At 71.7% G+C, this 22,145-nt stretch carries 18 protein-coding genes and 1 riboswitch; of the genes, 11 read left to right on the forward strand and 7 right to left on the reverse strand.

Annotation, left to right across the window (positions count from 1 at the left end; genetic code table 11):
- Positions 1-25 precede the first annotated feature (25 nt).
- The 3 genes from gcvP to gcvT all read right to left on the reverse strand — a co-directional run bounded on the left by gcvP (position 26) and on the right by gcvT (position 4,555).
- Positions 26-2,923: an aminomethyl-transferring glycine dehydrogenase gene (gene gcvP, locus ACFCVM_RS15275; RefSeq protein ID WP_375837399.1), complete on the reverse strand. Its 2,898-nt coding sequence runs from the start codon at positions 2,921-2,923 to the stop codon at positions 26-28.
- Positions 2,924-2,931: 8 nt separating this feature from the next.
- Positions 2,932-3,303, reverse strand: a complete 372-nt coding sequence (gene gcvH, locus ACFCVM_RS15280) for a glycine cleavage system protein GcvH (RefSeq protein WP_375837400.1) — start codon at positions 3,301-3,303, stop codon at positions 2,932-2,934.
- A 67-nt stretch (positions 3,304-3,370) separates the two neighbouring features.
- On the reverse strand, positions 3,371-4,555 hold the full coding sequence (gene gcvT, locus ACFCVM_RS15285) for a glycine cleavage system aminomethyltransferase GcvT (protein WP_375837402.1): 1,185 nt from the start codon (positions 4,553-4,555) through the stop codon (positions 3,371-3,373).
- A 165-nt stretch (positions 4,556-4,720) separates the two neighbouring features.
- A riboswitch (glycine riboswitch) is annotated at positions 4,721-4,827 on the reverse strand.
- A 166-nt stretch (positions 4,828-4,993) separates the two neighbouring features.
- Here gcvT and ACFCVM_RS15290 point away from each other — a divergent pair.
- The 7 genes from ACFCVM_RS15290 to ACFCVM_RS15320 all read left to right on the forward strand — a co-directional run bounded on the left by ACFCVM_RS15290 (position 4,994) and on the right by ACFCVM_RS15320 (position 12,434).
- Positions 4,994-5,725, forward strand: a complete 732-nt coding sequence (locus tag ACFCVM_RS15290; RefSeq protein WP_375837403.1) for an NUDIX domain-containing protein — start codon at positions 4,994-4,996, stop codon at positions 5,723-5,725.
- On the forward strand, positions 5,722-7,074 hold the full coding sequence (gene nadA / locus ACFCVM_RS15295) for a quinolinate synthase NadA (RefSeq protein ID WP_375837404.1): 1,353 nt from the start codon (positions 5,722-5,724) through the stop codon (positions 7,072-7,074). Before ACFCVM_RS15290 ends, nadA begins: the two co-directional genes overlap by 4 nt.
- A gap of 1 nt (position 7,075) precedes the next feature.
- The gene (nadB, locus tag ACFCVM_RS15300) at positions 7,076-8,608 is read left to right on the forward strand and encodes an L-aspartate oxidase (protein WP_375837405.1); all 1,533 of its coding nucleotides are present in this window, start codon (positions 7,076-7,078) and stop codon (positions 8,606-8,608) included.
- Complete coding sequence (gene nadC, locus ACFCVM_RS15305) at positions 8,608-9,462, forward strand: carboxylating nicotinate-nucleotide diphosphorylase (RefSeq protein WP_375837406.1); 855 nt, start codon at positions 8,608-8,610, stop codon at positions 9,460-9,462. The genes nadB and nadC overlap by 1 nt, the downstream gene beginning before the upstream one ends.
- Complete coding sequence (locus ACFCVM_RS15310; RefSeq protein ID WP_375837407.1) at positions 9,459-10,604, forward strand: cysteine desulfurase family protein; 1,146 nt, start codon at positions 9,459-9,461, stop codon at positions 10,602-10,604. The genes nadC and ACFCVM_RS15310 overlap by 4 nt, the downstream gene beginning before the upstream one ends.
- A complete protein-coding gene (locus ACFCVM_RS15315) occupies positions 10,601-10,735 on the forward strand; it encodes a hypothetical protein (RefSeq protein ID WP_281371192.1) in 135 nt (44 codons plus the stop codon). The genes ACFCVM_RS15310 and ACFCVM_RS15315 overlap by 4 nt, the downstream gene beginning before the upstream one ends.
- Positions 10,736-10,913: 178 nt before the next feature.
- On the forward strand, positions 10,914-12,434 hold the full coding sequence (locus ACFCVM_RS15320) for an MDR family MFS transporter (RefSeq protein WP_375837408.1): 1,521 nt from the start codon (positions 10,914-10,916) through the stop codon (positions 12,432-12,434).
- 65 nt (positions 12,435-12,499) lie between these two features.
- On the opposite strand, the gene ACFCVM_RS15325 is transcribed toward ACFCVM_RS15320, so the two are convergent.
- Positions 12,500-14,206 carry a substrate-binding domain-containing protein gene (locus tag ACFCVM_RS15325; protein ID WP_375837410.1) on the reverse strand — a complete coding sequence of 569 codons (1,707 nt, stop codon included), beginning with the start codon at positions 14,204-14,206 and terminating at the stop codon, positions 12,500-12,502.
- A gap of 152 nt (positions 14,207-14,358) precedes the next feature.
- Between ACFCVM_RS15325 and ACFCVM_RS15330 the strand changes: the two genes are divergently transcribed.
- Together ACFCVM_RS15330 and ACFCVM_RS15335 are read left to right on the forward strand one after the other, a co-directional pair.
- The gene (locus ACFCVM_RS15330; RefSeq protein ID WP_375837412.1) at positions 14,359-15,483 is read left to right on the forward strand and encodes an N-formylglutamate amidohydrolase; all 1,125 of its coding nucleotides are present in this window, start codon (positions 14,359-14,361) and stop codon (positions 15,481-15,483) included.
- Between the two features lie 122 nt (positions 15,484-15,605).
- Complete coding sequence (locus ACFCVM_RS15335; protein WP_375837413.1) at positions 15,606-16,256, forward strand: phosphoribosyltransferase; 651 nt, start codon at positions 15,606-15,608, stop codon at positions 16,254-16,256.
- A gap of 30 nt (positions 16,257-16,286) precedes the next feature.
- On the opposite strand, the gene ACFCVM_RS15340 is transcribed toward ACFCVM_RS15335, so the two are convergent.
- Positions 16,287-17,090, reverse strand: coding sequence for a putative protein N(5)-glutamine methyltransferase (locus tag ACFCVM_RS15340; RefSeq protein ID WP_375837414.1), 804 nt, complete (start codon positions 17,088-17,090; stop codon positions 16,287-16,289).
- A gap of 182 nt (positions 17,091-17,272) precedes the next feature.
- Between ACFCVM_RS15340 and ACFCVM_RS15345 the strand changes: the two genes are divergently transcribed.
- Together ACFCVM_RS15345 and ACFCVM_RS15350 are read left to right on the forward strand one after the other, a co-directional pair.
- Positions 17,273-19,192, forward strand: coding sequence for an anthranilate synthase family protein (locus tag ACFCVM_RS15345; RefSeq protein ID WP_375837415.1), 1,920 nt, complete (start codon positions 17,273-17,275; stop codon positions 19,190-19,192).
- 93 nt (positions 19,193-19,285) lie between these two features.
- Positions 19,286-19,759 (forward strand): hypothetical protein, encoded by a 474-nt coding sequence (locus tag ACFCVM_RS15350; RefSeq protein ID WP_375837417.1) that lies wholly within the window; start codon positions 19,286-19,288, stop codon positions 19,757-19,759.
- Positions 19,760-19,776: 17 nt separating this feature from the next.
- On the opposite strand, the gene ACFCVM_RS15355 is transcribed toward ACFCVM_RS15350, so the two are convergent.
- Together ACFCVM_RS15355 and ACFCVM_RS15360 are read right to left on the reverse strand one after the other, a co-directional pair.
- Positions 19,777-20,391: a GNAT family N-acetyltransferase gene (locus ACFCVM_RS15355; RefSeq protein WP_375837419.1), complete on the reverse strand. Its 615-nt coding sequence runs from the start codon at positions 20,389-20,391 to the stop codon at positions 19,777-19,779.
- Positions 20,392-20,458: 67 nt separating this feature from the next.
- A complete protein-coding gene (locus tag ACFCVM_RS15360) occupies positions 20,459-22,135 on the reverse strand; it encodes an ABC-F family ATP-binding cassette domain-containing protein (protein ID WP_375837421.1) in 1,677 nt (558 codons plus the stop codon).
- Positions 22,136-22,145 lie beyond the last annotated feature (10 nt).

The raw sequence follows: 22,145 nt of genomic DNA on the forward strand, positions 1-22,145 counted from the left end.
CCGGCTTCCGAGCCGACGGCGCTCGCTAGGCGAAGGCTTCGACGGGCGGGCAGGCGCACACGAGGTTGCGGTCGCCGTAGGCCTGGTCGATGCGGCGCACCGGCACCCAGTACTTGCCGCGCACGAGCGAGTGCACCGGGTACACGGCCTGCTCGCGGGTGTAGGCGTGGGTCCACTCCCCCGCGATGACCGACTCCGCGGTGTGCGGCGCGTTCACGAGCGGGTTGTCGTCGACGGGCCACTCGCCCGCTGCGACGGCGTCGGCCTCGGCCTTGATGGCGACCATCGCCTCGACGAAGCGCTCGAGCTCGGCGAGGTCTTCCGACTCGGTCGGCTCGATCATGAGCGTGCCCGCGACCGGGAACGACATCGTCGGCGCGTGGAAGCCGTAGTCGACGAGGCGCTTCGCCACGTCGTCGACCGTCACGCCCGTCGCCGCGGTGAGCGGGCGCAGGTCGAGGATGCACTCGTGCGCGACGAGCCCGTTGTCGCCCGTGTAGAGCACGGGGTAGTGCTCGCGCAGGCGCGAGGCCACGAAGTTGGCTGCCAGTACCGCCGACGCGGTCGCCTGCTTCAGGCCCTCGGAGCCCATCATGCGCACGTAGGCCCACGAGATCGGCAGGATCGACGGGCTGCCGTAGGGCGCGGCCGAGACCGGTCCGCCGTCGTGCGTGACGCCGCCCGAGTGGTCGGCGCGCTGGGCCATCGGGTGGCCGGGCAGGTAGGGGGCGAGGTGCGCCTTCGCCGCGACCGGGCCGACGCCGGGGCCGCCGCCGCCGTGCGGGATGCAGAACGTCTTGTGCAGGTTCAGGTGCGAGACGTCGCCGCCGAAATCGCCGAAGCGGGCGAAGCCGAGCAGTGCGTTGAGGTTCGCGCCATCGACGTAGACCTGGCCGCCGGCGTCGTGCACGGCCTGCGTGATGGTCTTCACCTCGTGCTCGTAGACGCCGTGCGTCGACGGGTAGGTGATCATGAGGGCCGCGAGGCTCGCGGCGTGCTCGGCGATCTTCGCACGCAGGTCGTCGAGGTCGACGTTGCCGAGCTCGTCGGTCGCCACGACGACGACGCGCATGCCGGCGAGCACCGCGGATGCCGCGTTGGTGCCGTGCGCGCTCGACGGGATGAGGCACACCGTGCGCTCGGTCTCGCCGTTGGCGTGGTGGTAGCCGCGGATCGCGAGGAGGCCCGCGAGCTCGCCCTGGCTGCCCGCGTTCGGCTGCAGCGAGACGGTGTCGTACCCCGTGACCTCGGCGAGCCAGGTCTCGAGCTGCTCGATCAGGCCCAGCGTGCCGACCACATCGGCCTCGGGCGCGAAGGGGTGCAGGTTCGCGAACTCGGGCCAGGTGACCGACTGCATCTCGGTGGCGGCGTTGAGCTTCATCGTGCACGAGCCGAGCGGGATCATGCCGCGGTCGAGCGCGTAGTCGCGGTCGGCGAGGGTCTTCAGGTACCGCATCATCTGCGTCTCGGAGTGGTGCGTGTTGAAGACGGGGTGCTCGAGGTAGCCGCTCGTGCGTCGCAGCTCGCCGCTCGCGACGGCCGGCAGGCTCGCGGTGTCGACCGCGACCTCGGTGCGCTCGGGCAGCCCGAACGCCTGCGCGACGAGCGAGAGCTCGGCCTCGGTCGTCGTCTCGTCGACGGCCACGTGCACGGTGGCCTCATCGGCCTCCCACACGTTCACGCCGAGGGCGCGGGCGCGCTCGACGATATTGCCGGCGAGCCCCGGCACGTGCACCCGGATCGTGTCGAAGTACGTGTCGTGCGCGAGGGTGAGGCCGTAGCCGGTCAGCACTCCGGCGAGCGCCGTCGCCTTGGCAGCGGTCGAGACCGCGATGTGACGGATGCCGCGGGGCCCGTGGTACACGGCGTACATCGACGCCATGACGGCGAGCAGCACCTGCGCGGTGCAGATGTTCGACGTCGCCTTCTCGCGGCGGATGTGCTGCTCGCGCGCCTGCAGGGTGAGGCGGTACGCGGGTGCGCCCACGGCGTCCTTCGAGACGCCGACGAGGCGGCCCGGCAGCTGCCGCTCGAGGCCCTTGCGCACGGCCATGTAGCCGGCGTGCGGCCCGCCGAAGCCCATGGGCACGCCGAAGCGCTGCGAGGTGCCGACGGCGACGTCGGCACCGAGCTCTCCGGGGCTCGTGATGAGGGCGAGGGCGAGCAGGTCGGCGGCTGCGACGACGAGGCCGCCCTGCGCCTTCGACGCGGCGATGACGGATGCCGGGTTCCACACGCGACCCGAAGCGCCCGGGTACTGCACGAAGAGGCCGAAGTGGTCGCCGAAGGCGGCGACATCCGTCTGCTCGTCGAACGCGGCGACGACGAGCTCGATGCCGACCGCCTCGGAGCGCGACTCGAGCAGCGCGAGCGTCTGCGGCAGTGCGTCGGCGTCGACGATGAACCGGTTCGAGGTCGACTTCGAGGCGCGGCGGGCGAGGAGCATGCCTTCGACGACCGCGGTGCCCTCGTCGAGCATCGACGCGTTCGCGGTGTCGAGCCCGGTGAGGTCGGTGACCATCGTCTGGAAGTTGATGAGCGCCTCGAGGCGGCCCTGCGAGATCTCGGGCTGGTACGGCGTGTAGGCCGTGTACCAGCTCGGGTTCTCGAGCACGTTGCGCTGGATCACCGACGGCGTGACCGTGCCGAAGTAGCCGAGGCCGATCATCGACGTGCGCACGGTGTTCTGCTCGGCGAGCGCGGCGAGCTCCGCGAGCGCCTCGCGCTCGGTGGCTGCGGCGGGGATCGCCGAGTTCAGCACCTCCCCCATGCGGATCGACGTGGGCACCGCGGCGGCCATGAGGGCGTCGAGGGAGTCGTACCCGAGTTCGGCGAGCATGAGCCCGTGGTCGCTCGGGCTGGTGCCGATGTGGCGACGCCCGAAGGCGTCGAGGTCGAATGCTGAGGAGGTGGGGGTGCTCATCGTGGTGCTTACTCTCCGACCAGTGCGCGGTACTCGGCGTGCGTGAGGAACTTCGGCAGGCTCGAGGCGTTCACCTTGATGAGCCAGCCCTCGCCGAAGGGGTCGCTGTTGACGAGCTCGGGCGAGTCGACCACGGCCTGGTTCGCCTCGACGACCTCGCCGCTGACGGGGGCGAAGAGCTCGCCGACCGACTTCGTCGACTCGATCTCGCCGACGACGGTGCCCTCGGTCACGGTCGTGCCGGGCCCGGGCAGCTCGACGAACACGACGTCGCCGAGCTTGTCGGCGGCGTAGTCGGTGATGCCGATCGTCGCGACGTCGCCGTCGATGGCGATCCACTCGTGTTCTTCGGTGTAGTGCAGTGCGGTCTGGTCGGTCATGTCGTGCTCCTCGTGATTCGTGCGGTGGGTGCGATCGTTGGTGGGGTCGAGCCTGCGGTCGCGCCGCTCAGGCGGTGCGCTTGTAGAACGGCAGGGCGACGACGGATGCCGCGACGCGCGTTCCCCGCACGTCGACGAAGAGCTCGCGGCCCGGCTCGGCGACGCCGGGTGCCACGAGCGCCATGGCGATCGGGTGGCCGAGCGTGGGCGAGAGGGCCCCGCTCGTGATGACGCCGACGCGCGCGGCATCGGCGTTGTCGCCGTCGAAGACCTCGTACTCGGCGCGCGCCGCGCGGCGGCCCTCGGCGGCGAGGCCGACGAGCACCGGGGCATCCGCTGCGGGGCCATGCTCGATGGCGGCACGACCGACGAAGTCCTCGGGCTTGGCGAGTGCGACCACGCGACCGAGGCCGGCCTGCACGGGCAGGATGTCGCGGCTCAGCTCGTGGCCGTAGAGCGGCATGCCCGCCTCGAGGCGCAGCGTGTCGCGGCTCGCGAGGCCGCAGGGCGTCACTCGGGGCCCGCCGGTCTCGGCGAGCGCCTCCCACAGTCGGGTCGCGCGCTCGGGGGCGAGATAGAGCTCGAAGCCGTCTTCACCGGTGTAGCCGGTGCGTGCGACGAGCACGGGCTCGCCCTCGAACGTGGCCGGGAAGGCGCGGTAGTACTTGAGCGCCTCGAGCTTCGCGTCGAAGTCCTCTTCGTCGTTGCCCGGGCCGTCGACGCCGAAGCCCGGCGTCTCGAGCAGCACCGCTCGCGCGTCGGGACCCTGGAGGGCGATGAGCGCGACGTCGTCGCTCTCGTCGGAGACGATCGTGTCGAAGTCGGCCGCGCGCGCGCGGAGTTCATCGGCGACGACGGCCGCGTTCGAGGCGTTCGCGACGACCATGTACCGGTCGTCGCCCGTGCGGTAGACGACGAGGTCGTCGATGATGCCGCCGTCTTCGGCGAGCAGCAGCGAGTACTTGGCCTGCCCGATCTCGATGGCCGAGAGCTTGCCGGCGAGCGCGTGGTCGAGCGCGGCTGCGGCCTGCGGGCCGATGAGCACGATCTCGCCCATGTGCGAGAGGTCGAAGAGGCCGGCTGCGGTGCGCACGGCGTGGTGCTCGGCGAGGTCGCTGGAGTAACGCACCGGCATCTGCCAGCCGGCGAAGTCGGTGAAGCTCGCACCCGCGGCGCGGTGCACGGCATCGAGCGGGCTGCGCCGCTCGGAGCTCGAGTGTTCGAGGCTGGCGGTACCGGGTTCGTTGGTCACGAGAGTTCTCCAGACGTGCCGGCGTGCGCCGGCGTTGTCACGGTCGCGGAAGCGGCGCCGTGTGGGAACTCCCCCTCTGTCATGAGCCTGAGAGTTTCACGCGGAAGCGCTTTCACCGTGGGCGGGAGGCCGCGAAGCGTCGCGGAATCCACTTTTCAGAGCGGCCTCGTCATCGCGGTGTAGTGACCTGAGAGATTGGCGGGGAGGCTTGCTCCTTCGGTGCCGGTCGGGCGCTGTTCGTTGGTGCTGACCGGCTCTCCCGCGACGCGTCGATGGCCCGGTATGAGGTTGTGCCTCGATCCTAGCAGCGGGTCGCTCCGGTGCCGGCTGGGCATCGACTGTGATCCGCGCCGCCCGCGTTCGTGTTCTGGTCAATGCGACTGTAAGCTACTTCCGACACACTTCGAGTCAACCTGACCAGAAGAGCGGAGGCCTCGGATGTCGCACCAGACCGAGCCCGGCGGCGACGCCGTGACGCGCCTCGCCGTCTCGACGGTGATCTTCGCGCTGCGCCCCGATCGCACCGGTCGCCCCGTGCTCTGGACGCCGCTCGTGCGCCGCACCCGCGAGCCCCAACTCGGCCTCTGGGCCCTGCCCGGAGGCTGGCTGCCGCCCAGCGAGGAGCTCGAGGCCGCTGCCGCTCGCACCCTGCGACTCACGACCGGCCTCGCCCCCACCTACCTCGAGCAGCTCTACACCTTCGGCGAGGTCGACCGCTCCCCCGACGCCCGCGTCGTCTCGGTCGTGTATTGGGCGCTCGTGCAGCGCGACGAGGCCGCCCGCGCCACCGCCGGCCCGAACGTGCGCTGGGTGCCCGCCGACACGCTGCCCGGCCTCGCGTTCGACCACAACCGCATCATCGAGTACGCCCTCTGGCGACTGCGAACCAAGGTCGAGTACGCCTGGATCGCCCACGCCTTCCTCGGCGAGACCTTCACACTCGCCGAACTCCGCGAGGTCGTCGAGGCGGTGCTCCAGCGTCCGCTCGACCCGGCGAACTTCCGCCGCACGATGCTCGCCTCGGGCCGGCTCCACGAGACCGGCGAGCGCCTGGCCGGCGCACGCAACCGGCCCCCGAAGCTGTACCGCTACGATTCCTCCGCCCTCGCGGACGCGACCCCCGAACCGACCGCCCGAACCGAAGCCCTGAGGGAGCGACCGGCATCATGACCATCTCCATCGAAGATCCGCAGATCGACGACACGCGCGCCGCGGCATCCGTCGACCGCACCATCAGGCTCATCACGGCCGGAGCGGCAGCGGGCGAGTCGTGCTCGCCCGAACTCGCGAAGGGTCCGTGGGAGTTCGACGCCGGCCCCGTCGCGTACGGCCCGGGCTCGTCGATGGGCGACATCATCCCGACGGGCTCGCCCCGGCAGGGCGCGCTGCCCGAGTCGTTCCGCACGGCCTCCGCCGACGAGCTGCACGCACGCATCCGCGCCGCGAAGGCGATGCTCGGCGACCGCGCCGTCGTGCTCGGCCACTTCTACCAGCGCGACGAGGTCATCGAGCACGCCGACTTCGTCGGCGACTCGTTCCAGCTCGCGAACGCCGCGCTCACCCGGCCCGATGCCGAGGCCATCGTCTTCTGCGGCGTGCATTTCATGGCCGAGACCGCCGACCTGCTCTCGACGCCCGAGCAGGCCGTGATCCTGCCGAACCTCGCCGCCGGCTGCTCGATGGCCGACATGGCCGACGAGTCGAGCGTCGAGGAGTGCTGGGAGCAGCTCGCCGACGTCTACGGCGACCTCTCGGCGACCGACGCCGAGGGAAAGGTGCCGGTCATCCCGGTCACCTACATGAACTCCTCGGCGGCGCTCAAGGGCTTCGTCGGCCGGCACGGCGGCATCGTCTGCACCTCGTCGAACGCGAAGACCGTGCTCGAGTGGGCGTTCGAGCGCGGGCAGCGGGTGCTCTTCTTCCCCGACCAGCACCTCGGCCGCAACACCGCGAAGGCCATGGGCGTGCCGCTCGAGCAGATGCCGATGTGGAACCCGCGCAAGGCGCTCGGCGGCAACACGGCGGACGAGCTCGGCGACGCCCGCGTCATCCTCTGGCACGGCTTCTGCTCGGTGCACCGGCGCTTCACGGTCGACCAGATCGCACAGGCGCGCATCGACCACCCCGGCGTCCAGGTCATCGTGCACCCCGAGTGCCCCATGCCGGTCGTCGATGCAGCGGATGCCGCGGGCTCGACGGACTTCATCGTGAAGGCGATCCAGGCGGCGCCCGCCGGCTCGACCTTCGCGATCGGCACCGAGATCAACCTCGTGCAGCGTCTCGCGGCCGAGTACCCGCAGCACGAGATCTTCTGCCTCGACCCCGTCGTCTGCCCGTGCTCGACGATGTACCGCATCCACCCGGGCTACCTCGCGTGGGTGCTCGAGGAACTCGTCGCGGGCCGCATCGTCAACCGCATCACGGTCGCCGACGAGGTCGCAGAGCCCGCGCGCGTCGCGCTCGAGCGGATGCTCGCGGCGAAGCCGCCCGTGGCCCAGCAGCCGGTCGCGGGAGCCTGACATGGCTCGCGTGCTCGTGATCGGCGGCGGCATCGCCGGGCTCTGGGCCGCGGTCAAGGCCACCGACGCCGGGCACTCCGTCGAGCTCGTCACGAAGGCGGAGCTCGCCGAGGGCAACACGCGCTACGCGCAGGGCGGCATCGCGGCGGCACTCTTTCCCGACGACTCCGCCGAGCGCCACTTCGCCGACACGATCGAGGCCGGCGCCGGTCTCGCCGATCCGGCGGCCGTGCGCGTGCTCGTCGAGGAGGGCCCCGATCGTGTGCGCGACCTGATCCGCTTCGGGGTCGCGTTCGACCGCGGCGAATCCGGCCTCGAGCGCGGCCTCGAGGCCGCGCACTCCCGCGCCCGCGTCCTGCATGCGGGTGGCGACGCCACGGGCGCGGCGATCGAACACGCCCTCGTCGCGACCGTACGGCGGCGGGCGGTCGCGATCGACGAGCAGACGATGCTCGTCGACCTCGTGGTCGAGGGCGGGCGCGTGATCGGGGCGCGGCTGCTCGGGGCATCCGGCGCCCTCGTCGAACGCCGCGCCGACGCGGTCGTGCTCGCGACGGGCGGCAGCGGATACCTCTTCCGGCATACGACGAACCCGGCGGTCGCGACCGGTGACGGCGTGGCGGCGGCATGGCGGGCCGGTGCGCGCGTCGCCGACCTCGAGTTCACCCAGTTCCACCCGACCGCGCTGGCCGCACCGGGCACCCCGCTCATCTCCGAGGCGGTGCGCGGCGAGGGCGCAGTGCTGCGCGACGCGCACGGACACCGCTTCATGCTCGACGTCGACCCGCGCGGCGAACTCGCTCCGCGCGACGTCGTGGCCCGCGCGGTCTGGCGGCGATCGCTCGAGCAGGGCGGCGCTCCCGTGCTGCTCGACGCGACGGCACTCGGCGGCGCAGAGCTCGTGCGGCGCTTCCCGGGACTCGACGCCGTCGTGCGTGCGGCCGGCTTCGACTGGGCCCGTGAACCGGTTCCCGTGACCCCCGCCGCGCACTACGCGATGGGCGGCGTCGCGACCGACCTCGACGGCCGCACGAGCCTGCCCGGCCTCTACGCCGTCGGCGAGGTCGCCCGCACGGGCGTGCACGGGGCGAACCGACTCGCATCCAACTCGCTGCTCGAGGCGGCCGTGTTCGCCGAGCGCGCCGTACGGGCGATCACGGCGTGGGAGTCGTCGACACGAGATGCCGGGGCGCACGCCCACGCGGCGGCGACGACGGCCGGCGTCTCGGCGCGGTCTTCCGACGTCGCGCGCGAAGCGCCCGTCGACCGCGACGAACTCCGTGTGCTGATGTGGCGCCACGTCGGACTCGAGCGCGACGAGGCGGGGCTCGCCGAGGCATCCGCTCGGCTCGATGCATGGCGTGCGCCCGAGCCGGACGACCGCCGCGATGCCGAGGATCGCAACCTGCTCGACCTTGCACGACTGACCATCGCGGCCGCACGTGCTCGACGCGCAAGCTGCGGCGCGCACTTCCGCACCGACGATCCCGACGTCGTCACGCTCCCGATCCCGCTCGAACGAGAGGCCGCCTGATGACCGACGCACGAGAGATCGACCGCATCGTCGGAGCCGCGCTCGACGAGGACGCGCCCTGGGGCGACCTGACCTCAGAGGTGCTGATCCCCGCCACCGCGACCGCGAGCGCGGTGCTCATGGCGCGCGAACCCGGCGTGCTCAGCGGCATCGAGGTGTTCGCCGCGGCGTTCCGCCTGGTCGACCCGGGCGTCGTCGTCGAACGGCTCGCGGCCGACGGCGAGCCGTTCGAGGCGGGCGCGGTGCTCGCCCGGGTCAGCGGCCCCGCCCGCGGCATCCTGCGCGCCGAGCGCGTCGGCCTGAACCTCGTGCAGCGCATGTCGGGCATCGCCACGCTCACCGCGCGCTACGTCGCCGAGACGGCCGGCACGCGGGCGCGCATCGTCGACACCCGCAAGACGACGCCGGGGCTGCGCAGCCTCGAGCGTCAGGCGGTACGCGACGGTGGCGGCCGCAACCATCGCCGCTCACTCTCCGATGCGGTGATGGCGAAGGACAACCACCTCGCCGTGCTCACCGCGGGCGGTCACGACCTCGCGACCGCGCTCCGTGCCGCGCGCGAGCGGATGCCGCACACGGCCCACCTCGAGGTCGAGGTCGATCGCCTCGACCAGGTCGAGGCCGTGCTCGCAGGCGGCGCCGACACCGTCATGCTCGACAACTTCACGCCCGACGGGCTCAGGGCGGGCGTCGCGCTCATCGCGGGCCGTGCGATCGTCGAGGCCTCCGGAGGCGTCTCACTCGAGACGGTGCGCGAGATCGCCGCGACGGGCGTCGATGTGATCTCCGTCGGCGCGCTCACCCATTCGGTGCGCTCGCTCGACCTCGGCCTCGATGTGGCGGTCGCGACGTGATCTTCCTCGATCACGCGGCCACGAGGCCCGTCCGCCGAGAGGCGCTCGAGGCGATGTGGCCGTTCCTGTCGGGGTCCTTCGGCAACCCGTCGAGCCATCATGCGCTCGGTGATGAGGCGTCCCGCGCACTCGCCGACGCGCGCGCCGCCGTCGCCGCGGTCGTCGGATGCCGCCCCGGCGACGTCGTCTTCACGAGCGGCGGCACCGAGGCCGACAACCTCGCGGTGAAGGGCCTCGCCCTGGCGAATCCCCGGGGCCGGCACCTGGTCGTCTCGCCGATCGAACACGAGGCGGTGCTCGAGTCCGCGGCGTACCTCGCGAGGGTGCACGGCTTCGAGGTCTCCCGGGTCGAGGTCGATGCCGGCGGGCTCGTCACGCCCGAGGCGCTCGCCCGGGTCGTCCGGCCCGACACCGCACTCGTGTCGGTGCAGCTCGCGAACAACGAGATCGGCACGGTGCAGCCGATCGCCGAGCTCGCCGCCGTCGCCCATGCCGTCGGGGCGCTCACGCACACCGACGCCGTGCAGGCCGCCGGCTGGCTCCCCCTCTCACTCGATGCGCTCGGGGTCGACGCCCTCTCGCTCGCCGGCCACAAGGTCGGCGCCCCGAAGGGCACGGGCGCGCTCGTCGTGCGCGGCCGGCTCCAGCTCGAGCCCGTGCTGCACGGCGGCGGGCAGGAACGCGGCCGGAGGTCGGGAACCGAGAACGTCGCGGGCGCGGTCGCCTTCGCGACCGCCCTGCGGCTCGCAGAGGCCGATCGAGCGGATGCCGCGGCACGCGTCGCCGCGCTCGGCTCGGAGTTCACGGCGACGATCGCCGCCACCGTTCCAGGTGCGCAGCCGACCGGCGACTCCGAGCACCGGCTGCCGGGCACGGTCTCCTTCGTCTTCCCCGGCACGAGTGGCGAGGCCGTGCTGCTCGAGCTCGAACGAGAGGGTGTCATCTGCTCGAGCGGATCGGCCTGCGCGGCCGGCAGCGACGATCCCTCGCACGTGCTCACGGCGATCGGACTGCCTGCGGAACTCGCGCAGACGGCCGTGCGATTCACGCTCGGCGCGGAGACCACGGCCGCAGAGGTGGCGGATGCCGCGGCATCCGTCGCTCGTGCCGTGTCGGCCGTACGCGGTATCGTGGCGACATGAGCGAATCGACACCTGCAGCTGACAAGGCGAACGAGCGGCGCATCGAGAACGAGCTCGCTCCCGAAGAGCAGCTCCTCGAGGGCTGGCTCCCCCGGCCCACCCCGACCGACGGCCCGGCTCCGGCTCCGTAAGCCGCCCCGCGCGACCGAGTTTCCCAACCGACCGATGCGCTCTCGGAGCGCTCGGTTCCATGCATTCCGATCGATGTCGGAATCGGGGAATAGCGAGTCACCCGACGCGGGTTGACCAACGTATTCGACGCAATTCTCCGGCGCAGTTCTGCGCCGACATCGATTGGACGCATCTTCCTTGACCGAACGCGCCGTTCCCGAACTCCATGACCCCGTCGTCGCTCCTGCGGGCGACACCAGCACGCACGAGCACTCCGATGTCGAGGCGCTGCACGGCGCCCGCAACAACCGGGTGATCTGGCTCCTCCTCGCCGCCTCCTTCGTCGTCATCCTCAACGAGACGATCATGGGCGTGGCGATCCCGCACCTCGTCGTCGACCTCGGCATCTCGATCTCCGCTGCGCAGTGGCTGACCACCGCGTTCATGCTGACGATGGCCGTCGTCATCCCGATCACCGGCTACCTGCTGCAGCGCTTCGCGACGCGGCCGATCTTCATCGCCGCCATGAGCCTCTTCTCGACCGGCACGTTCATCGCGGCCATGGCTCCGGGCTTCGAGGTGCTCCTCGTCGGCCGCGTGGTGCAGGCGAGCGGCACGGCCATCATGATGCCGCTGCTCATGACGACCCTCATGACCCTGGTCGCCCCGAGCGATCGCGGACGGCTCATGGGCCGCGTCGCGATCGTGATGTCGGTGGCTCCCGCGATCGGCCCGACCATCTCGGGCCTCATCCTGAACTCGCTCTCGTGGCGGTTCATGTTCTGGCTCGTGCTGCCGATCGCCCTCGTGATGCTCGTCATCGGCATCCGCCGGGTCGAGAACGTCAGCGAACCTCGCAAGATCCCCATCGACGTGTTCTCGGTGGTGCTGTCGGCCTTCGGCTTCGGCGGCCTCGTCTACGGACTCAGCCTCATCGGCGCCGAGACCGCCGGCAGCAGCCTCGGCGCTGCACCCATGTGGATCGCGTTCGGGGTCGGGGCGATCGCGATCGCCGGGTTCATCTGGCGCCAGCTGATCCTGCAGCGGCACGACCGCGCGCTGCTCGACCTGCGCACCTTCCTGTCGCGCAACTTCTCGATCTCGATCGGCCTCATGACGATCATGATGGCGGCGCTGTTCGGAACGATCATCCTGCTGCCGATCTACCTGCAGAACGTGCTGCACCTCGAGCCGATCATGACCGGTCTGCTGCTGCTGCCCGGCGGCCTCACGATGGGCCTGCTCGGCCCGACCGTCGGCCGGCTCTTCGACCGACTCGGGCCGACTCCGCTGCTGGTGCCGGGCGCGTTCGTCGTCAGCGGCGTGCTGTGGTCGCTCACGCTCGTGACCGACACGACCTCGCCGTGGCTGCTGCTCGTCGCGCACGTCGTGCTCTCTGTCGGTCTCGCGTTCATGTTCACCCCCCTGTTCACCTCGGCGCTCGGCTCGGTCGACCCGAAGTTCTACTCGCACGGCTCGGCGATCGTCGGCACCGTGCAGCAGGTGGCCGGTGCGGCCGGTACGGCGCTCTTCGTGACGATCATGGCGACGCAGTCGCTGACCGCGACCGCGGCGGGCGCAACCGCAGAGGCCGCCGCGGCATCCGGCATCCGGTCGGCGTTCATGGTGGGTGCGATCCTCTCGCTGCTCGCGATCGTCGGAGCCTTCTTCGTGCGCAAGCCCGCCGACATGATGGAGGGCGCGCCGACGGCGCACTGACGCTTCGGCACTGCGACGCAGACGACGAAGGGGGCCTGGCATCTGCCAGGCCCCCTTCGTCGTCGTCAGCCGCAGTTCGGGCGGCAGCTGCGTTGCGTGAGGGCGTCCACGAGCACCGTACCGAGGTCTTCGGGCTCCGATGCCGAGTACGCGGCGCCCTTCGTCGCCTGGGCGATGCGCTGCATCGCCGCGAGGTCGGTGTCGGGGCCGAAGCCGATCATGATGACCGGCACGGGCTTCTCGGGGTCGTCGATCTTCGCGAGCTCGGCGAGCAGCGTGTCGAGGTCGATGCCGTTCTCGTCTTCGTTCTTGCCGTCGGTGAAGAGCAGCACCGAGTTGACCTTCTCCGGGTCGTACGTCTCGCGCACCCGCTGCACCGCGGCGAGGGTGGTGTCGTAGAGTCCGGTCGCCCCGCCGAGCCGCCCCGGCAGCGACTGGATGATCCCGGCGATCTCCTGCGAATGGGCGGCGTCGCCGAGCGGTGCTATCGGCGACAGGTCCTCGTAGTCGAGGTCGCCGTTGCGAGCGGTGGAGAAGACCCACACTCCGAGCTCGACCTCGCCCGAGAACTTCTGCATCGCACCGACGGCGGCCTGCTGGAAGATGTCGATGCGGCGCAGGCCGTTCGCTGCCGGCTCCTCCATCGAACCCGACACGTCGATGACGGCGAGCATGCGCGAGCGCAGCGTCAACACCGACCAGGCGCGGAGAATCTCGATCTCCGCCCCGCCGTCGAGGGCCGCCGTGGCAGAGGGGGCCTGCGCCCCGAGCCCGACGATATCGAGTGCACCGGTGCCGTCGGGGGCGCGGAACCCCTTCGCGGCCAGGGTCTTCCGGCTCTCGCGGATGGAGTCCTCGAGGGCGTCGAGCAGCTCGACCTTGGCGCCCGCACCCGATTCAGCGGTCTCCGCGGAACCGGATTCGGCCGCGACCGGCGCCTCCGTGCGCACGAAGGGGTAGTCGAGCGCGACGGTGCCGTCGGCGGGGTACGCGGCGACGAGCGACTCCGCCGGATCGTCGAGGTTGTACGCGGCGATCTGCACCTCGCTCGTGACGACGACGACCGGCTGCTGCGCCGCGCTCACTGTGCCGAACGCGGCGCCCGTCGATGCGGGGATGGACTTGCCGAGCTCGATCATGGCGCCCGCGAACTGGCGTGGGTCGTCGGGCGAGGAGTGGCCGCGCAGGGCGAGGAGTCCGGCCAGGCTCGCGGCGGATGCCTCGGGGTCCGGCAGGATCGCCGGCAACGTGCCGCCGAGCACGCGAGCCCAGCTCACGGGCTCGGCCGCGAGCGCGGTCGCCTTGGTCGCCGCACCGGCGAAGACGACGGGCGACGATGCGATCGAAGCGCGCACGTCGAGTTCGGGCAGCGGCTGGCCGAGCGAGGTGGCTGTCGCGTTCGTGCGGTCGATCCAGACGCTCGAGTCCGGCACCCAGGCGTCGATCTTCACCCCGCCCGAGGCGACGACTGCGGCGGTGTCGGCCGAGTCCTGCGCAGTGACCTCCGTCGCCACGCAATGATCGGGGTCGGCGTCGAACTTCTCGGCGATCTCGGCGAGCGCCGGCGCGATCGACGGGTCGGCCACGATCGCGAGCTGCTCGGTCTCGGCGCAGCCGGAGTCTGCCGACGCGAAGATGGGGTTCAGGTAGCCGCCGACCCAGAGGAAGACGCCGGACGCCACGAGACCGACGACGACGACTGCACCGATGATGGACAGGATGAATCTGCGGCCCGGCTTCTTCGCCGTTGCCGCTTCACTGTGACGTCCCACGGACACTCCAAGCCGACGAGTGGGGGCCTCGTCGAATCCTCAGTTCGGGTTCCCCAGATCGGGGAGGGATTTGGTTCAGTGTAAGCGACGAGTTCCCAGAAGCGAACTTCGCTCGAATTCCGCTCGGCGACCGTCCGACTAGGGTCGGAGGCATGGATGCCGCTTCACCGCTGCTGATTCCCGCCGGAACCGCGTACTCGGCGCGAGACCTCACGCACTACGCAGGCAAGGGCGAAGTGGGGCTCGACGAGGCGATCGCCCGGGCCGACGTGCTCGTCACCGCGCCGCATGCGGGTGCCGCCATCCCCGAGGAACTCGTGCCGTTCCTCGCCCCCGAGTTCACCCGGCGCCTGCAGTTCGACTTCACCGATTGCTCGACGAGCCCGGTCGTGCGGCGCTGGGCCGAGATCGATCCGCGCATCGTGGTCGTCGAGAATCCGCATCCGCGCATGATCCGCGACCCCAACCGGGAGAAGCCGGCCGATCTCGCGGCCACGCTCCGCGAGGCCTTCGCACGCGTTCGCGCGGCGGGCGCCTGGAACCGTGTCGACCTCTCGGGCGTCGACGCGATCCGACCGGTCACCTTCTCCTTCTTCCCCCTCCTGCGGGTGCCGCAGACCGACGGCGAGCTCGAGGAGCTCGTCGAGCGCTTCTCAGCCGTCGCCGAGCGGGGGCTCGGCGTGTACGAGCGCACTCGGGACGAGCTCATCGAGCGCTTCACCGAGCAGGCGTTCGCCCTCGCCGCCCCGGGAGCGCCGACGGCGTTCACGATGCTCGCCTTCCACGACACGATGAACCACACGACGACCCGAGACGGCGCGATCTCGGTGGATCGCGCGCCCGAGGATCGCCTTCCCGGCGTCGTCGCCCTCTCGAACCGCGGCGATCATCGAGGCGAGCCGATCGATGGCGCTCCCGTCACGATGCGCCCCGAACTGCTGCGGCGACTGGCCGACGCCGCCCGTCACGCATTCGACGTCGCCGACCCCGCCGAGGTCGCACCGAACCAGCCCTACCTGGGCAGCTACGAGATCATCGCCGCGGGGCGTCGTTTCAGGGAGCTCGACGGGCGAGCGGATGCCGCGGGCGTCGTGCTGAGCGCGGTGCAGGCCGAGTTCCGCCGGGAGTTCCTGCTCGGCGAGGCGAACACCCGCACGCTCATGCAGCCCGGCACCGGGTGGATCGAACCCGATCGCGACCGCGTCGATGCCGTCGCGCAGGCCTGCAAGGAGATGTTCGACGAGGTGCGGCCGGGCCTCGTGACACCGGCCGCCTGACGCGCGGCCGAGACATCCGGGATCGCGCGATCCCGCCCCTTGGCCGGGCGCCGCCGCGGTGGGAGCATGGAAGAGAGCCGGCGGTCGCCATCGATCGCTGTTCGGCTCGATGGGCGCACGACATGGAGCACTTCACTGATCGGGCCGACGCCGGTCGGCGGCTCGCCGCGGCACTCGAGGGCGTCGACCTCGGGAAGCCCGTGGTGCTCGGCCTCCCGCGCGGCGGAGTTCCGGTCGCTGCACCGGTCGCGCGAGCGCTCGGCGCACCGCTCGACGTGCTCGTGGTGCGGAAGCTCGGCGTGCCGGGTCAGCCCGAAGTGGCGATGGGCGCGATCGGCGAGCAGGGCGCCCGAGTGCTGAACGACGACATCGTCGACTCGGCCTACGTCTCGCCGGGCGAGCTGCGCGACATCGAACGCGTCGAGCGAGCGGAGCTCGAGGCGCGGGTCGCCCGCTTCCGCGGCGGGGCCCCACCGGTGCCGCTCGACGGCCGAACCGCGGTGATCGTCGACGACGGCGTCGCGACGGGTGCGACCGCACGAGTCGCCGCAGTCGTCGCGAAGGCCAGGGGGGCCGCACGGGTGGTGCTCGCGGTTCCCGTCGGCGCGTCCGACTCGCTGGGGTCGCTCGCCGCCGACCCTGCCGTCGATGAGATCGTGTGTCTGTCGGTGCCGCCGGGGTTCATGGCCGTCGGCATGCACTACCTCGACTTCGCGCAGACCACCGATGCGCAGGTGGCCGAACTGCTCGCGGCGGCGCGGGCCGGCGACTGACCCGGGCGGCGGCCGCCGGGCCTGTCGCGGCTACTCGTGGTCGGCGCCGCGCACGCCGACGACGACGGTCGCGTCGGCCTCGTCATCGTGGAGGATCCGGGCGTCCAGCCCGCCCTCCTCGAAGAACGCCACGGCCACGGGCGCCTGGCGCTCGCTCGTCTCGATCAGCAGCGCACCGCCGGGGGCGAGCCACGAGCGAGCGGATGCCGCGACCCGGCGATGCACGTCGAGCCCGTCTCCCCCGCCGTCGAGTGCCATGCGCGCCTCGTGGTCGCGCGCCTCGGGCGGCATCATGGCGATCGCATCGCTCGGCACGTACGGGGCGTTGACGGCGAGCACGTCGACGCGGCCGCGGAGTGCTGCGGGCAGCGCGTCGTACAGGTCGCCTTCGCAGACGAGGCCGCCGAGCGGTTCGAGGTTCAGGCGCGCCGCCTGCACGGCGACGGGATCGAGGTCGGCCGCGACGAGCTGCACCGGCCCCGCGGCATCCGCGATCGCCGCACCGATGGCGCCCGCACCGCAGCAGAGGTCGACGACGACGGGCCGATGGGCGTGAGCCGCGCTCCTCGCAAGGCGTGCGGCCTCGGCCGCGAGGAACTCGGTGCGCCGCCGCGGCACGAAGACACCGGGCAGCACCCGGAGTCGGAGGCCCGCGAACTCGGCCCATCCGAGCACCTGCTCGAGGGGTTCGCCGGCGACGCGGCGCTCGACGAGCGTTTCGAGCTCGCCGCCTTCGGCACCCGTCTCGAGCAGCAGGGCCGCCTCGTCTTCGGCGAACACGCATCCGGCGGCGCGCAGTCGGGTCACGATCGCAGTCTCAGTCTCAGTCGGCATCACTCGAAGCGTATCGGCGCCGCCGGGGTGCTGATGCTAGAGTCCTCGACATGACCTCGTCGAACCAGAACTGGTGGCCCGCCTCCTAGGCGGCCACGCGTTTCGACGTACTGACGACCGCCCGAGGGCGGTCGTTTCGCGTATGCGGAGGTCGGCGCCCGACGGCCCGACCGGAGACCCCCATGACGCGATTGCTCGCCGCCCTGCTCGACGCCACCGACCCCGTGCCATTCGCCGTCGTGCGCCGGGAGCACGAACCGACGCTCGACGTGCTCGTCGGCGACATCGTCGACGTCGAGCGCCTCGCCGACATTCCGCTCGACGGCGCAGAGGTGCTCGCCCTCGTGCCGTTCCGCCAGGTGCGCGAACGCGGCTTCATCGCCCACGACGACGGGGCGCCGCTGCGCTGCCTCGTCGTGCGCGAGCGGGAGACGATCGACCTCGACGTGGCGATCGGCCTGCTGCCGGAGCATCCGATCGCCGTCGACGACCTCGGGGTCGACGTGAGCGATGCCGAGTACGCCGATCGGGTGCGCCGAGTGATCGACGAGGAGATCGGGCGCGGCGAAGGGGCGAACTTCGTCATCCGCCGCGAGTTCACGGGGCGGATCGAGGCATCCGCTGCACGGGCCGTGCTCGGATGGATGCGCGCGCTGCTCGAGCACGAGGCCGGCGCCTACTGGACGTTCGCGATCCACACGCCGGGTCTCTCGGCCGTCGGCGCGACGCCCGAGCGGCACGTGTCGTCGATCGACGGGATCGTCTCGATGAACCCGATCAGCGGCACGTTCCGTCACCTCGCGGGGCCGCCCGCCGACGACGACCTCGTCGCGTTCCTCGATGACGTGAAGGAGCGCGAGGAGCTCGTGATGGTCGTCGACGAGGAACTCAAGATGATGAGCGCGGTCTGCCCCGACGGCGGGCGCATCCGGGGTCCCTTCCTGAAGCGGATGTCGCGGCTCACCCACACCGAATACCTTCTCGAGGGACGCAGCGACCTCGACCCCCGCGAAGTGCTCCGGCTCACGATGTTCGCACCGACCGTGACGGGGTCGCCGATGGGCAACGCCTGCACGGTGATCGCGCGCCACGAGTCGACGGCGCGGGGCTACTACGCGGGAGTGCTGGCGCGTTTCACGCCGCGCGCCGGCGGCTACGACCTCGACGCGCCGATCCTCATCCGCACGGCCTACGTCGACGGCGACGGCGGGCTGCGCGTGCCGGTGGGGGCCACGCTCGTGCGGCACTCCGACCCGCTCGGCGAGGTGGCGGAGACGCACGCGAAAGCCGCAGGGGTGCTGACGGCGCTCGGGGCGATACCGCGCGCGATGGGTGCGCCCGCCCTGCCGGCCGCCGCCACCTTGGCCGCGGCCGTCGGCGACGCGCGCCGGGAGGATGACCGCATCGCCACGCTCCTCGATTCACGCAACGACTACCTCGCGACCTTCTGGAGCTCGCCGCAGGCCGCCCACCCCTCGCGCGGGGCGACCGCACTCGTCATCGACGCGGGCGACGACTTCACGACGATGCTCGCCCACCAGTTGCGGCACCTCGGCGTCGCGGCGCGGGTCGCGCCGTGGAACGAGGCCGTGCCGGCGGCATCCGACGATCTGGTGGTCTTCGGCCCGGGACCGGGCGACCCCCGCAACGAGACCGATCCCCGGGTCGCCCGCCTGCGCGAGCTGATGGTCGAGCGGCTCGCGAGCGACGCGCCGATGCTCGCCGTGTGCCTCAGCCACCAGGTACTCGCGACCCTCGCCGGGCTGCCGATCGGGCCGTTGCCCGCACCGCGCCAGGGGGTTCAGCTCGATGTCGACCTGTTCGGCGAGCCCGCGACCATCGGGTACTACAACACCTTCACGGCGACGGCGTCGAACGGCTCGACCACTCCTCGCCTCGGTCTCGAGGTCGCGGCCGATGCCGCGACGGGCGTGGTGCACGCGCTCCGCGGAACGCGCGTGGCATCGGTGCAGGGCCATCTCGAGTCGGTGCTCTCGCCCGACGGGCTCGCAGCGCTCGAACGGATCGTCGACGGTCTGCTAGCACCCGGAGCGATCGGGGATCCGGCTGTCGACCTTCACGGGACGCCGTCGCGGGCGTGATGATCCCGCACTGCGCCCGATTCCGCAAGGCGTTGCCGATGGGCCCCGAGCGCGATTGGCTGTGAGCGACCCGACCAGAGGAGGCGGATCACCATGGACACGAGCACCATCATCTGGATCATCGTCGGCATCGTCGTCGTCATCGCGATCGTCGTCGTCATCGTCATGGCGACGGGCAAGGGGCGCCGAGAGGCGCGCATCGAGGCCGATCGGCGCCGGGCCGCGGACCTCAGGCAGGGCGCGGCGGAGACGGAGGCAGCAGCACGCCAGCGTGAAGCGGATGCCGCGATGGCAGCTGCCGATGCCAAGCAGGCCGAGGCCGCGGCTGCCCAGGCTCGCCTCGACTCCGATCGTCTGGCCCGTGAGAGCACCGATCACCGAGCCGACGCGGCCGACCTCCACTCCGAGGCGGACGATCGTCTCCGCAAGGCGGACACCCTGGATCCCGACGTCGACACATCGGTCGACACGGACGCCAGGACTGCCGGCGCCGCGAATGACGGCACCGCGAGCGAAGCCACCGGACCCGAAGGCACCGGCCGGCACGGAGCCCCGCCCGCCATCTGACGCGCGAGCCGCGGGATTCAGCCCAGCGCGATGACGGCGTCGAGGGTCTCGTCGTCGAGCACTCGGTCGGCGTAGATCACGCGTTCGAGGTGCGTCGTGCCTCCGGGCGTCGATGGGCGGGCGTCTGCGGTGCCGTCTCGGTGCGCCGATCGCCCGCGCCATTGCCGTTCGAGGCCGATGCGTTCGAGCACGCGGATCGAGCCTGCGTTGTTGCCGAGCACCCTGGCCGTGACCGGGGTGCCGGGGCGCGTCGACTGCGCAGTGGCGAGCGCGACCGCAGCGGCCTCCGTCGCGAATCCGTGGCCCCACGCCTCAGGTGCGAAGCGATAGCCGAGGTTCCACGCGTCGAAGTCGAGCATCTTGGCTCCGGCGGAGCCGAGGAAGACGCCGGCGCGCAGCTCGCCGAGCGGCTCGCGGAGGAGCACCGCGCAGTGCGCGAATCCGTATCGTCGGCGACTGTCGATCGAGGCCGTGATGGCGCGCTCCGACTCGTCACGGCTCGTGTGACGGCCGCTCGGCAGGTGCTCCCACGTGCGCGGGTCGCCGTAGACGGCGTAGTACGCGTCGACGTCGTCGAGGGCGAGGGGGCGCAGCGCCAATCGCTCGGTTCGCAGGGTCTGCACCGTGGGCATCTGAGCAGCAGACGACGTCTGGTTCGTTTCCATCATCGCTGTCGAGTCTCGCAGCGGCAGCCGACACTCAACCGTCGGTGACCCCGCCGGACTCCACATGCCAGCGGCGATCGAGGCGCACGTGCTCGAGCATGCGGCGGTCGTGCGTGACGAGCAGCAGCGTGCCCTCGTACGAATCGAGGGCCTCTTCGAGCTGCTCGATCGCGGCGAGGTCGAGGTGGTTCGTCGGTTCGTCGAGCACGAGCACGTTGACGCCGCGCGCCTGCAGCAGCGCGAGCCCGGCGCGGGTGCGTTCGCCCGGCGAGAGCGCGTCGACCGGCCGCAGCACGTGGTCGGCCTTGAGCCCGAACTTCGCGAGCAGGGTGCGCACCTCCCCCGCCGAGTACTCGGGCACGAGCGCCTCGAACGCGTCGGCGAGCGGCTCCTCCCCGGTCAGCTGGGAACGCGCCTGGTCGATCTCGCCGATGGCGACGGATGCCCCGAGGCTCGCCGTACCGGAATCGGCCGCCCGCCGCCCGAGCAGCAGCGAGAGCAGCGTCGACTTGCCCGCGCCGTTCGGACCGGTGATGCCGATGCGCTCCCCCGCGTCGACCTGCAGCGAGACCGGGCCGAGCGTGAAGTCGCCCTGCTGCACCACGGCCTCGTTCAGCGTCGAGACGACCGAACTCGAGCGGGGCGCCCGGCCGATCATGAACTCGAGCTGCCATTCCTTCCGCGGCTCCTCGACCTCGTCGAGGCGCGCGATGCGGCTCTCCATCTGCCGCACCTTCTGCGCCTGCTTCTCGCTCGACTCGGTCGCGGCCTTACGCCGGATCTTGTCGTTGTCGGGCGACTTCTTCATCGCGTTGCGCACACCCTGGCTCGACCACTCCCGCTGGGTGCGCGCCCGAGAGACGAGGTCGGCCTTCTTCGCCGCGAACTCCTCGTAGTCGTCGCGCTGCTGTCGACGGGCGGTCGCGCGCTCCTCGAGGTAGGCGTCGTAACCGCCGCCGTAGATGCGGTTCGAGTGCTGGGCGAGGTCGAGCTCCAGCACCCGGGTGACCGAGCGGGCGAGGAACTCCCGGTCGTGGCTCACGAGCACGACGCCGCCGCGGATGCCGCGGACGAACGACTCGAGCCGCTCGAGCCCGTCGAGGTCGAGGTCGTTCGTTGGCTCGTCGAGCAGCACCAGATCGAAGCGGGAGCAGAGCAGGGCTGCGAGGCCGACGCGGGCGGCCTGGCCGCCCGACAACGAGGTCATCATCGAGTCGGCCGTCAGGTGGGCGTCGGCGCCGCCGAGGCTGAGTCCGAGCTCGGCGAGCACGGCCGGCAGCCGCTCGTCGAGGTCGGCGGCGCCCGAGGCGAGCCAGCGCTCGAGGGCGACGGAGTACTCGTCGGCGGGGTCGGGTGCGCCGGGCGCCGGGGCATCCGTCGACCCCAGTGCCAGCGCGGCGGCCTCGAGGCGAGCGGATGCCTCGGCCGCACCCGTGCGTCTCGCGACGTAGGCCGCGATCGTCTCGCCCGCGACGCGCTCGTGCTCCTGCGGCAGCCACCCGACGAACGCGTCGGCCGGTGAGAGGTGCACCGTGCCGGCCTGCGGTTCGAGCTCGCCCGCGAGGATGCGGAGGAGCGTCGACTTGCCCGCCCCGTTGACGCCGACGATGCCGACGACGTCGCCGGGGGCGACCGTGAGGTCGAGGCCGTCGAAGAGAGTGCGGTGGGCGTAGCCACCGGCGAGGCCCTGGGCCACGAGTGTTGCAGTCACCGGTCAACCC

Origin of the sequence: Agromyces sp. NPDC056389, assembly GCF_042262385.1 — a bacterium.
Classification (GTDB): domain Bacteria; phylum Actinomycetota; class Actinomycetes; order Actinomycetales; family Microbacteriaceae; genus Agromyces.